This is a genomic window from Chitinophaga rupis, from assembly GCF_900109685.1.
In the GTDB taxonomy this organism is placed as follows: Bacteria; Bacteroidota; Bacteroidia; order Chitinophagales; family Chitinophagaceae; genus Chitinophaga; species Chitinophaga rupis.
In genome coordinates this window covers 120891-133890 of sequence record NZ_FOBB01000013.1, presented here as the reverse complement: position 1 = coordinate 133890, position 13000 = coordinate 120891, and the positions used below count along the sequence as shown (strand labels likewise).

The 13000-nt window shown below is 47.9% G+C and carries 10 protein-coding genes; 3 read left to right on the top strand and 7 right to left on the bottom strand.

Going from position 1 to position 13000, the window contains the following annotated elements; genetic code table 11:
* The gene (locus BMZ54_RS31450; protein WP_089921084.1) at positions 1–669 is read right to left on the bottom strand and encodes an NAD(P)H-binding protein; all 669 of its coding nucleotides are present in this window, start codon (positions 667–669) and stop codon (positions 1–3) included.
* Between the two features lie 163 nt (positions 670–832).
* Here BMZ54_RS31450 and murB point away from each other — a divergent pair, with 163 nt between their 5' ends.
* Positions 833–1849: a UDP-N-acetylmuramate dehydrogenase gene (gene murB / locus BMZ54_RS31445; RefSeq protein WP_089921082.1), complete on the top strand. Its 1017-nt coding sequence runs from the start codon at positions 833–835 to the stop codon at positions 1847–1849.
* 159 nt (positions 1850–2008) lie between these two features.
* On the opposite strand, the gene BMZ54_RS31440 is transcribed toward murB, so the two are convergent.
* The 6 genes from BMZ54_RS31440 to BMZ54_RS31415 all read right to left on the bottom strand — a co-directional run bounded on the left by BMZ54_RS31440 (position 2009) and on the right by BMZ54_RS31415 (position 8880).
* Entirely contained in the window at positions 2009–2974 is a 966-nt protein-coding gene (locus BMZ54_RS31440) for a YpdA family putative bacillithiol disulfide reductase (RefSeq protein WP_089921081.1), read from the bottom strand.
* Positions 2975–3273: 299 nt separating this feature from the next.
* On the bottom strand, positions 3274–5724 hold the full coding sequence (locus BMZ54_RS31435) for an ABC transporter permease (protein ID WP_089921079.1): 2451 nt from the start codon (positions 5722–5724) through the stop codon (positions 3274–3276).
* Positions 5725–5886: 162 nt separating this feature from the next.
* A complete protein-coding gene (locus tag BMZ54_RS31430) occupies positions 5887–6582 on the bottom strand; it encodes a type 1 glutamine amidotransferase (protein ID WP_089921077.1) in 696 nt (231 codons plus the stop codon).
* Positions 6583–6594: 12 nt separating this feature from the next.
* On the bottom strand, positions 6595–7479 hold the full coding sequence (locus BMZ54_RS31425; protein ID WP_089921076.1) for a class I SAM-dependent methyltransferase: 885 nt from the start codon (positions 7477–7479) through the stop codon (positions 6595–6597).
* Positions 7480–7492: 13 nt separating this feature from the next.
* Positions 7493–8023 (bottom strand): DinB family protein, encoded by a 531-nt coding sequence (locus BMZ54_RS31420; RefSeq protein ID WP_089921074.1) that lies wholly within the window; start codon positions 8021–8023, stop codon positions 7493–7495.
* Positions 8020–8880 (bottom strand): class I SAM-dependent methyltransferase, encoded by an 861-nt coding sequence (locus BMZ54_RS31415; RefSeq protein WP_162277726.1) that lies wholly within the window; start codon positions 8878–8880, stop codon positions 8020–8022. Before BMZ54_RS31415 ends, BMZ54_RS31420 begins: the two co-directional genes overlap by 4 nt.
* Positions 8881–9239: 359 nt before the next feature.
* On the opposite strand from BMZ54_RS31415, the gene BMZ54_RS31410 reads away from it, so the two are divergent.
* Together BMZ54_RS31410 and BMZ54_RS31405 are read left to right on the top strand one after the other, a co-directional pair.
* Positions 9240–11414: an outer membrane beta-barrel family protein gene (locus BMZ54_RS31410; RefSeq protein ID WP_089921071.1), complete on the top strand. Its 2175-nt coding sequence runs from the start codon at positions 9240–9242 to the stop codon at positions 11412–11414.
* A 21-nt stretch (positions 11415–11435) separates the two neighbouring features.
* A complete protein-coding gene (locus BMZ54_RS31405; protein ID WP_089921070.1) occupies positions 11436–12908 on the top strand; it encodes a S41 family peptidase in 1473 nt (490 codons plus the stop codon).
* Positions 12909–13000: the final 92 nt, after the last annotated feature.

Here is a 13000-nt window from a genome sequence, read left to right as displayed (position 1 = left end):
CTACAACGGTTCTCCCGCCATTTCCTTTATTGCATCTGATTCATAAATATGTGTGCCGTTCTCGCCCTTTACTGACGCAGCTACCATGGCTTTAGCCACTGTGGATGCCCGGATGCCCCGGTACTTCTTCCATCTTCCCTGCAGCAAAAAATAAAACACCTGTACCAGGTATTGTGTAAACAGATCGCCGGGGCGGGGCTCATCCCGCTTACCCAGCAATGCCGACGGGCGGAATATATGCATGCTGTTAAAACCCAGGCGGGTTATGGCCTGCTCAGCCTCCCCTTTGGTACGCAGGTAAAAAAAGCGGGAGTTTACATTAGCCCCAATAGACGACATTAACAGGAACTGGTTAAACCCATGCCGTTTGGCCAGTGTGGCACAACGCACAGGAATATTAAAATCCACCTCGCGGAACTGCTCCTTGCTGCCGGCTTTGCGTTTGGTGGTGCCAATGCAGCAAAACAGCACATCGCCCTGCAGCGCTGCTGACAAACTTTCCTCATCTTCAAAGTCCACGATAATGCTTTCCAGTCCGGGCCGTTGTTTCAGTACCGGTTTGCGCATCAGCACCTTTACCTTGTCGAAGGCAGGGTTGTGCAGCAGCAGGTTCACCAGGTGGCTGCCGGTAAGCCCGGTAGCGCCAATTACAATAGCTGTTTGAGGCATTGTTCTGTTAATTATCTTTGTCCGGGAAAAAAACTACCGGCAGCAGCCGTAGTTAATTATAGCCATTCTATTGCTGAACATTTACAAGTAACAGGCCACAATTGGCATCATTTACCTGTAGGTTGCAGTCTTATTATAAAGTTAAGTCATTGAATTTTCACATATGCAGGTAGCAGAAAATGTTTTACTCCGGCCGTATAATACCTTTGGCATTGCCGCACAAGCCCGTTATTTTGCCCCGTTTGCTACTCTGCAGCAGCTGCAGGAGATCCTGGAAGATGGCCGCTGGAAGGCCGTTCCCCGTATGATCCTTGGCGGCGGCAGCAATATTTTATTTACCCGGGATTTTGACGGACTGCTCCTGAAAAATGAGCTGAAAGGCATTACCCTGATACGGGAAGATGAGGAATATATTTATGTAAAAGCCGGGGCCGGGGAAAACTGGCACCAATTTGTACAGCACTGTATAACGCATAATTATGCCGGGCTGGAGAACCTGTCCCTGATCCCCGGCAATGTAGGCGCCAGCCCCATGCAGAATATCGGCGCTTATGGCGTGGAAATAAAAGATCATTTCTATGAGCTGGAAGCCTTTCACCTGAACGACCGTACGCTGGTAACGTTCAACAACGCCGACTGCGCATTCGGTTACCGGGAGAGTGTGTTTAAACACCAGTACAAAGGCGAGTTCGTGATCCTCTCTGTTACATACCGCCTGCGCAAACATCCGCAGTTCAATACCAGCTATGGCGCTATAGAACAGGAGCTGCAGCGGATGGAGGTAAAGGAGCTTTCCATACAGGCCATCAGCCAGGCGGTGATCAACATCCGCCGCTCCAAGCTGCCGGATCCGGCACAGATCGGCAATGCAGGCAGCTTCTTTAAAAACCCTACTATCAGCGCGGAGCAATTTGCCGCCGTAAAACAGGCGCATCCTGATATTGTGGCGTATCCGGCCGCTAACGGGCAGCACAAGCTGGCCGCCGGCTGGCTTATTGAGCAATGCGGCTGGAAAGGCTACCGCAAAGGCGATGCAGGCGTACACGCCAAACAGGCGCTGGTGCTGGTAAATTACGGTAATGCCAAAGGCCAGGAGATCTACAACCTATCCCAGGAAGTACTGGATAGCGTACACGAAAAATTTGGCGTGGAGCTGGAAAGGGAAGTGAATATAGTTTGAGGCTTAACGCTGAATGCTAAACGCGGAACGCAAATGCGGACTGCGCTATGGAATGGATTCATTGGCGCAGGCAGTCCTTAATTTACAGCAAAAGTTTATTATACGCTGCATTCAGCGTTAAGCATTGAGCGTTAAGCGTTCGGCATTCAGCGTTAAGCATTAAGCATTCCGCTTCACATGCGCAATGATCTTCTCCGCATGGTCCCTTGAATTTTCAATAAACCATACATGCGTATCCATGCCACCGCAAACCACGCCCGCAAGGTATACCCGGGGCAGGTTAGTTTCCATGGTATCCGGGTTATAGGCAGGATATTTTTTTTCATCCTTCGATAATTCAATACCGGCTTTTTCCAGGAAGCTGAAGTTCGGCTGGTAGCCTGTCATGGCAATCACATAATCATTTTCTACGGTTACCACACCGTCGGGGGTAGAGATGTCTACTTCATCCGGCCGTATAGCTTTGATCACGGAATGGCAATGCGCTTTAATGGAGCCTTCCTTAATACGGTTCTCAATATCCGGTTTTACCCAGTATTTTACCCGGCTGCCGATACCGCTTTCGCGGATCACCATCGTTACATCTGCGCCTTTGCGCCAGGTTTCCAAAGCCGCATCCACGGCGGAGTTATGGGCGCCCACTACAATCACGCGCTGCATGGCATAAAAGTGAGGGTCTTTATAATAGTGTCTTACTTTGGGCAGGTCTTCACCCGGTACGTTCATCAGGTTGGGAATATCATAAAAGCCGGTAGCGATCACCACATGACGGGCATTGTAGGTATGCCGGGGCGTTTTTACCGTATAGGTATCTCCGTTAGGGCTAATGGTTTGCACTTCTTCAAACAGCTTTACATGCAGCTCCCGGGAGGTAGCCACCCGCCGGTAATATTCCAGCGCTTCCGGGCGGGTAGGCTTTGCATTAATGGACATAAAGGGAATGCCGTCTATCTCCAGCCTTTCGGAGGTAGAGAAGAAGGTCATATTCAAAGGGTAATTGTATAATGAATTAACCAGGCAGCCTTTTTCCAGTATTACATAGCTCAATCCCGCCTTTTTTGCCGCCAATCCGCAGGCCAGTCCTATAGGGCCCCCGCCGATGATAAGGATATCCAATGTTTCCATTAGACGAAATTACGAATTATCGGTTACGGATTGCAGGCTCTCCATGGCCCTCAACCGCTCTGATCTCCGCGGAACCCGGAGGTCTGGATAAACGGGCCTTTGCCCGGCGTGATACGCTTGACAATGTTTAACAGCAAGCCACTGCTGATACGATGATATAATAGCTAAATAGATTTACATAACAGGCGGGTGCAGCCCGTTTACCGGGCCTCCGGGAAAGCGATTAGCAATACAGGTAATAGGCCTTCAATCGCTTTGATCCCCGCGGCCCCGGAGGTGCAGGTATCCTAAAACATCAATCATTCCGCTTTCAGGCTTTTCGTTGGGTTCATGAGGGCCGCTCTGACTGATTGAAAGCTCACGGTGGCCAGTGCAATGAACAAAGCAGCAATACCTGCCACCACGAAGATCCACAAGCTGAAAGCTGCCCGGTCAACAAAACTTTGCAGCCATTTATTCATGACCCACCAGCCAAAAGGCGCGGCAATAACAAAGGCGATACCTACGAGCTTCATGAAATCGGCGGAGAGTAATCCAACAATACCCTGAACGCTTGCGCCCAGCACTTTGCGGATGCCGATCTCCTTCATTCTTTGTTCGGCGATAAAGGTAGCCAGTCCGAATATGCCCAGGCAGGAGATGAGGATAGCCAATATGGAGAAGATCATTGCAATCTCGCCTACACGCTGTTCGGCGCGGTACATCTCATTAAAGGATTCATCCAGGAAACGATAGCTGAACGGCATGCCCGGCGCCATGGTTTTCCATTTGTTTTGCACCTGTTCAACCAGGGTATTGATATTGGCCGTGCTCACTTTGAAAGAGGCCAGCCCTGTGCTTCTATGCAGCGCAAAAATGAGGGGGCCTACTGCAGCGTGCAGGGATTCATAATTGAAATTCTTTACGAGCCCTATGATGGGGTGAGCGGTTGCCTTACCTTCATCATTTATGGTATATATATTCTTTCCAACCGGATCTTTATAACCCAGGATCCGGGCCGTTGCTTCATTGATGATCCAGGAAGAGGAGTCCATGCCAAAGCCAGGCGAGAAATTCCTTCCTTTCAGCAGTTTGAGTCCCATCGTTTCCAGGTAATCATAATCAATGGCCCAGAACTGCGTATTGAAGCTATTATTCCCGGTGGCAACAGGACTTTTGAAAACATTCCACGCGTTGCGCGAGGAATTGGATACCGGCAGAAAGGCGCTCAGGGTACCGCTTTTTACCCCGGACAGCTGCACGACCTGGTTTTTAAATGCCTCAGCATTATTATCCAGCGCATCGGCGTTGTTGATAATGAGCACCTGTTCTTTATTGAATCCGAGGTCACGGGTTTGAATGAAACGAAGCTGCCTGTACACAACGATAGTTCCGATGATCAGTATAATAGAAGTAGTGAACTGGAATACTACCAATACGCTTCGCAGGCCACCGCTTTTGGTACCCATTCTCAATTTGCCTTTCAATACTTCGATGGGTTTAAACCGGGATAGAAAAAAGGCAGGGTAGCTGCCTGCAAGCAGGCCAACCACAAAGGGTAATGCCAGCAGCAGGGGTAAGATCGCCGGAGAGAAAAGGCTGGCCATGCTCATGGACTTGGCAGCCACTGAATTAAACAGCGGCAGGATCAAAAAGGCGATTCCAACCGCAACCAGCAAGGATAACAAAACCATCAGCGTAGACTCTGAGAGGAATTGCAGGATCAGCTCTTTACGTTCAGTGCCCAGCACTTTGCGGATGCCTACTTCCCTGGCCCTTCCTGCGGAGCGGGCTGTAGTAAGGTTCATGAAATTGATACAGGCTATGAACAGTATGAGCAGGGCCACGGCTGAGAAGATGGCCACGTATTGGATGCTGCCTGAAGGCCTCATCTCTTCGCCGGCCTGCCTGTCGGAATACAAATGGATGCGGGTAACAGGTGTTAGTATAAAATTGAACCTGTTGCCGGTTTTCTCAAATTCTTCCATGCTGCTCATATTGAAATCCTTCAGCAAAGGGGTAAAATATTTCACGATATACCCGTTCAGCTGTTTTTCAAAGACCCTTACACCCGGCCCCGGTTTCAGCACCAGGTAAGTATAAAAATTACTGTTGCCAACCTGTCCCCATTGATAATTCAGGCTCTTCATCGAGAACAGGATATTGAAATCGAAATGTGTGTTCCCGGGAATATCTTTGATAACTGCATTCACTTTATAGGGAACATCTTTACCATTCTCCTTTACGGTGAGCGTTTTTCCCGCAGCGTCTGTGGAACCAAAATATTTGACAGCCGTGGATGCCGTTATCACCACGGTACCCGGCTCATTTAATGCTGTACGGAGATTACCTTCAATCGCGGGAAATTTAAAGACGTTGAAGAAGGTGGAATCCACATAAGCTGTATTGCTCTCTGTGATATATTCACCGCCTTTCCCGATCAGTTTATTCGCCATACCGGGATCATTACGGCTATAAAAGATCCGCGTATATTCTTCCACCTGGGGGTAGTCATTTTTGAGCTTGGGGCCAATAGGATCCCCTATCTGGGCCATTCGCAGATCCTCGCCGCCCCAGCGGGCGTTCAGTTCAATACGATAAATGTTCCCTGCTTTGTTGTAGTACCGGTCAAAGCTCAGCTCATCCATCACGTACAAGGCTATCAGCAGGAAACCGGACAGCCCAATGGCCAGTCCAACCATATTGATAATAGAGAACGTCTTGTCGCGCACGAGATTTCTCCAGGCAACTTTCAGGTAGTTTGAAAACATGACCGGGTGATTTTACAGGTAGATACCAGCTACTCCAAGCAGAATGCCTGTTTGTACAGCATTCATAATCAGCAGGTTAATAATGGGGGCATGTCCGCTTTCAGTACAAACAATGTTCGGTTCCGGACGCTAAAAGCTAAGAGCTAACAGCTAAAAGCTGCATTAAGCCTTCTGCATATACTCCAGTATTTCAAACATCAGCTCATTCGCTCCATCTGCCAGGGCGCTGCGGTCCGCTATAGCTTCCGCGCTTTGTATATACGGCGCAGGCGTCAGCTCATCATCGCCATGCTCCACCATTTTCAATACATCGTTGCTGCGTACTTCCACGTGAAATTGTAATCCTATTACCCTGTCGCCATACATAAATCCCTGGTTGGTACAGGCTGCAGTGCTGGCAAAACGGGTGGCATTGGCCGGCAGGTCAAAAGTATCGCCATGCCAGTGGAACACGGTTTGCTCCGGTGGCAGAATGTTGGCTAAAGCGCCGGTAATATTGAATTGTACGGGAAACCAGCCGATCTCTTTTTCTTTATTGGGGTATACCTTAGCGCCCAGAGCAGCGGCAATCAGCTGTGAGCCCAGGCATATGCCCAGCACTTTTTTGCCTTGCTGTATAGCATCTGCAATGTATTGCTGTTCTGCCGGCAGCCATATATGCCGGTCAGTTTCATACACTCCCATAGGACCGCCCATTACTATCAGCCAGTCAATAGATAGCAGGTCAGGTAATACAACGGTAGGCGCATGCCACTGGGTAACGGTAATGGTGTGGCCCTGCTGCCGCGCCCAGTCTTCAATACAGCCTAATCCCTCAAAAGGCACGTGCTCAAAATAGTGTATACGTAATGGTTGCATTCTGCAAAAATACTATTTTACTACAGCCATTGCTACCCGGTAAAATTCATATCCGCGCATTTGTAATGCCTTTTCTCCGAAGTACATCCGGCGGAAATCCTCTGCGCCTTCATCATACAGCAGCTCCATATTATATTCCGCCAGGAAATGCGGCAGGTAAGCGGGATCCAGCCCCATGTTCCAGGGCTCCTTTACTTTTTTAAGCAGGCGTATAATGCTGTCAGCGCCGTGAAAGCGGGATGGGTCTTCCATCATCTCTTTAATTACATAGGTAAAAATAATGCGGGTGCCGGAGGGAAAGCCCTGGAAGTAGTCGAACATGATCCTGCCCATGGTGGCAGTAAAATTATTGACTGCGCCTTCCCATATGAACAGGGTTTTGTAATGATCGGCTCTCATCAGGTTACTGATGCAGTCCTGCGGTTGCTGGTAAGAAAAATCCATGGGCACATAGTCCACATGTACAGGCGGTTTGTTACGCACCTTATTCAGCAGCTGTTGTTTATATTTCAGTGTAACAGGCCGGTCCATTTCCACAAACTGTACCCTTTCCCGCAGCTGCAGCCGGTGTGCGCGGGTATCAAAACCTGATCCCAGGATCATTACCTGGTTCACGCCATGGTCCTGTATAGCGCGGATGGTCATTACATCTATTAAACGGGTGCGGGCTACAATAGCAGTATGGGCGCCGGGCCAGAAGTAATTGATATACTTAGGCACGGCCCATTTAAAGAATGGGTAAACAGAAAGAAAGACCCACATTTTTAATGAGGGGGTCAGGAACACTTTAGCAAAGGGATCTGTGAACAGCCGTTCCCTGGCAGGTTTGCGGGATTCTAACGCGCGAAAAAATGCAGTAAGTACAGTGGTTCTCCTGGCACGCACCAGTGATGACATAACGGGAATTTTTTTATGGATTCGTATTTTCCAGGCTTGCTTCGATCCGGTTGATCTGCTGCAAATGTCTTTCCGTATGGTAAATGAGATAGTAGGCCCATTCCAGCCTTGTCAGGTAGCCAAATTTGGCATGTTCCAGTTTTTCACATAGCCATTCCAGTGGTGCCTTTTGAAGCGCTTCTTTAATAAGCTCCCGGTTCTGGCGAAAGGCCTGGCTAAAGCTTTTTATATTATCATAACCGCCATCCAGGGTTTCCGGCTCGCCGCTTACACGCAGGCGCTGGTCAAATTCCAGGAAGTTTTTATTCAGCTCTTCCAGCTTACTGTCCGGCGCACGGTCTTCTATAGGGTGGGAGGGGCCCTGTAATGCTTTGGCTACGGCCTGTTCAGAGATCAGGATATGTTCCGCACATTCCATAATGCTCCATTCTGTACGCGGATTTTTCAACTGCAGCTTAGCCGTAGGAATGGTATCCAATATATCCAGTAAAAGATTGGTATTATTGTCAAGATCGGTATTTAGTTGTTGGATAGCAGGTATCATGACTCAATTGTTTTTACTTTCACGCTGGCCATTGCTACATTACACCATTTATATCCTTTCATACGGTCTGCCCGTTTACCATAATATAACTGCCGGTAAGCATCTGCGCCTGTAAGCTGCTCCAGCTGCAGGTCGTAGGCTTGCAAAAAATCCCGGAAACGGGCAGGGTCCTGGTCATAGTTCTGGTCGTTCGGATGCTCCTGCAACAGCCTTGTCACAGGCATAGCGTCAATAAACATGCCCGGATTTTTTACCGCATACGTAAATATGAAGCGCGCGCCTTCGGGAAAGCGCTGAAAATAACCAAACATTTTATCGATATTCTTCCCCGGGAAAACACGGTGAATATCTTCCCAGATAAACAGGGTATTGTAGTGGGCCCGCTGCAATTGTAACGGCAATACATCGTCCGGCATTTGAGTGGCCAGGTCCATCGGAATATAATCAACCAGCGTCATAGGCGGTTGCGGAAGCTGCTGTAATACCTGCCGTTTAAGGGTTTGCCGCTGAAGGTCATCCACTTCCACAAACTGCACAGCCGCTGCAGGCAGCCGGTGCGCACGGCAATCATAACCGGCGCCCAGGATCACTACCTGTTTTACCTGGTGCCGCTCTATGCACGACATGATCAGATCATCCACCAGCCGCGTACAGGCAGCAGTAGTTGCAAAACGGCCGGGGTAGCGCTTTTCCATACACCAATTTATTAAAGGGTACAGGAGCGGCTGTTTGAACAGCCATAATAAACATCTCAGTCCGGGGGATAAAAAGGCCTCAGCATAGGGATCATAGAACAGACGCTCATGGGGTGGGCGGCTTGATACTACGGCGCGATAAAATGCTTTGTACTCGGCCATTTTACTGGTATCAACCAGGGGCATAGCAAATAACAATAATTGAGGGTGTAAGAATAATTAATTGATCACTATTTGAAACACGTTGGTTGTTGTATCCTGATGGTAAGCTTTCCGGACACGTTCTTTGCATCCGGTGATGCAGTCTTTTCTGGTTGATGACTTTTGTAAATATAAAGATTACGAAGGATTCAATAATGGAATTATCATATTTTTATTTGTATAATCACACCTTCGTGTGAGGGTATCCCGCAGGTTGGTACCGCTAAAATGAGCGTTGGTGTATTGTTTTTTTAACACGAAACATACAAACATAGGTTTGTATCAATATATTTAAGAAAATTCTGGAGAACCCGTACTGCATGAAATCCAAAATAACCCAAAGCGCGACCATGATGTGGCTAATGGCCTGTGTATGCTGGCATAGCATCCAGGCTCAGTCAACAGATAGTTTGCGCCGGAAGGAGCTGCAGGCAGTAACAGTAAAGGGCGCCAAACCTTTCATTGTAATGCGGGCCGATAAAATTATCATGAACGTATCGGAGAGCCCCATCGCCGCAGGAGGCGATGCCTTACAGGTGCTATCCCATGCACCGGGCGTAGTAGATCAGGGTAATGGTAATTATGAGCTGCGTGGTAAAAAAGTAACCGTGCTGGTAGATGGAAAGGACAGCCGCCTTTCCGGCGAAGAGCTGAAAGAATGGCTCAGCAGCCAGCCGGCCGGCAACATTGACCGCATAGAGCTTATCGGCAACCCGCCCGCCCGCTATGATGCCAAAGGCGCTGCTATTATCAATATTATTACTTCAAAGAACAGGAACTTCGGAACCAACGGCACCCTTACCGCAGGCATAGGCGCAGGCCAATACACCCGCTACGTAGCCGGCCTGGGACTAAACTACCGTAATCAGCAGCTGAATGTATATGGTAATTATGATTACCAGTACAATAAACAATACTACGATCTTCATTCTATACGCCTGCTGGATGCTAATACAAACATCCGGGAAAACAGCTGGGAAACCAGGGAGCGTAACAATCATTCCTTTAAGGCCGGCGCCGACTATGATCTTAATCCACGTAGCTCCGTTGGCGTTATGTTCAAAGGATTACTGAATTACCGCTACCGGAAAATGACCACCACCTCTGTAAGGGATTACCACGGGCTGGCAGCAGATTCTTTTTCTACCGTAGCTACCGGTGGCGACCTGCAGCTGTTTAATCCATCTGTAAATGTGTATTACAAAACAGATTTTGATACAAGCGGTAAACAGCTCACCGTGAATGTGGACTACTTTAATTATAACAAAAGCTGGGACGATGATTATGTGACCAACTTTTACGATCCCAAAGGAGTAGTGCTGGAAGCGCCTTACCTGCTGCGCGATAACTCGCCCGCAAATAATACCATTACCTCCGTAGCGGCAGATTATACGCAGCCCCTGTGGAAAGGCAAGCTGGAAGCAGGTTTGAAAACTACCTTTACAACAACGGATAATGATATACGCTGGGAGCAGGAAATAGCAAATACCTGGAAGATAGACAGTGGCAAAACCAATCACTTCATTTACCGGGAAAATATTTTTGCCGCATATGCCAGCTATGACCGCAGCATTAAAAAGTTTAACCTGCAGGCAGGCCTGCGTGCGGAGCAAACGCATATGAAAGGCACCTCTTTAACATTGGATCAAACCAATACCCGCAACCAGTTTAATTTATTCCCCTCTATTGCGGTAATGTATAACCAGTCCGCCAAACATCGGTATGGTTTATCGTACCGCAAAAGTATAGAGCGTTTCAGCTTTAATATTGTAAACCCTTTTGTAACCTATGTAAGCCAGTATTTTTATTACCAGGGTAATCCTAACATCCGCCCATCTATAGGGCATAGCTTTGAGCTGTCCTATACCTATAACAACGAATTATTCACTACACTTAGCTACCAGCGTTATAACCAGGTGCTCACGGATATTTACCGGAAAGATACCGGCAATGTGGTGATCAGCACCTATACCAACCTGCGCGCCGCTTATGCCGTGAATGCCAGCATTACCTATTCAAAAGGCTTTTTTGAAAATAAGTGGATGAGCACTAATACCCTAATGGCCACCTATGCAAAGTATAATGAAAAAGGTAGCGAGCAGCTTACCAATTCCGGTGCAGGCGTGTATGTAAACACCAGCAATACCTTTACGCTTACCAAGGGATTAACAGCAGAGTTGTCGGCCACCTATAATTCGCCCATGGCCTTTGGCGTTTATAAAATGAAATCCCGTTACTATATTGATGCGGGCATCTCTAAAAGCATCCTGCATAATGCGGGCAGGCTTACGCTGAACGCAACAGATATCTTTAACACACTAACAACAAAATATGATGTAGCTTCTTTTGGCGTTATCTCCTCATATGAGAATAAGGTAGAATCGCGTTTTGTACGCCTGGTGTTCTCTTATAAATTCGGCAACCAGCGCGTAAAAGCCGCCAGGAACCGCAAAACAGGCATTGAGAAAGAGCAGCGGAGAATGGAAGGAAATTAAGAAAAATTACTAATTTCCGGAATGACCGGACCCATTAAAGCCCTTGCCATCGCCACCTGCTGTTTCCTGTTTAGCTGCGTTCCGCAAAAGCCCGCGCCCTTAGCCGGCAATTACCTGAACGACCTGGTATTATATGAGAACATATTACAGGCCACCCATGCAGGTTTATACAACTATCACAGCAAATCGTCCATCGACAGTATTTTCGCTTACTACAATACCCTGGTAGGTAAGCAGTACATCAGCCCTACGGAGTTCTACAAATACCTCTGCATTATTACCACTTACATTGGCAGCCTGCATGATGATGTATTTTTGCCTGATGGCTTGCGGGATAGCCTGCGCGGGCAAAAAGGTTTCTTTCCTTATCCCCTGGAGATCATTCATGATAGTTTGGTGGTAAATACAGACCTGGGCAGCATTCCTGCCGGCGCAATTATTACCGCTGTTAATGGCCATACTGCAAAAGAGCTGCTGCAAACGCTGGGGCATTATTATACAACAGACGGGTATAATACCACCGGCAAAAAAGCAGGCATTGCACACTTCTTCCCCTGGTACTATGCCATTGAATATGGTATACAGGATGAGTTTAACATAAGCTATCTGCCCTATGGCAGCAGCGCCACAAAAACAGCAGTGCTGCCTGCAGTTACGTTTACCGCCTATAAAAAGCTGTACGCAAAACGCCACTCTTTATACCTGGATACCCTGCTGGATAACCATTACTATTTTACCTGGGCGCATGACAGCGCGCCGGTACTAACGGTAAATACTTTTTCGTTAGGCAATGCGGAATCTGCCCGCCACAAAGCTTACAGCCGTTTCCTGGATTCAGTGTTCACGCTGTTAAAAACAAAGCATGCTGCCAGCCTGGTGGTAGATATACGTAAAAATGGGGGCGGGAATGATCCTAATGATCTGCTTACTTTTTCATACCTGGCTTACCAGCCTTACAAAGAGAACCAGGAAGCTTATACGTTATTTCAAAAATTGCCCTTTAAGCAATATTACCAGGCAGAAGATTCCAGTGATATACCGGACCTGGAATCCAATTTCCTGGAAGAGCATAATCGTCTGGTGAATGGTAAGTATTACCAGAACCCTTCTTTTAATCCTTTATGGAAGCCCAATCCTTTAGCCTTCCACGGCAGGGTATATTTGCTGGTAGGGCCGCAGGTAGCTTCTGCAGCCTCTTTATTTGCCAGTATGGTAAGAAGTGAGGATAAGGTAATAGTAGTAGGAGAGGAAACCATGGGTGGGTATTACGGGCACACAGGGCATAACAGCGTTACCTACCAGCTGCCGGATTCACATATCAGCATTATGCTGTCTGTAGTAAATGTAAAACAGTATGTGCAGCCATTACCTGCTATTCCCTTTGGCCGCGGTATTATACCCCAGCTGCCGCTGCAGCAGGATCTGAAAAGCTTTTTAGATAATAAGGACCGGGTGCTGAATGAGGTAATGAACCTTGCGCAGCAATCATTGTAATAACTGCTGGATGATTTGTACAGGGAAATATAACCGCTCACCGGTGCAGAGATGTGACTACTATCGCCAAGGCTGGCCAGTATGGTACTTAT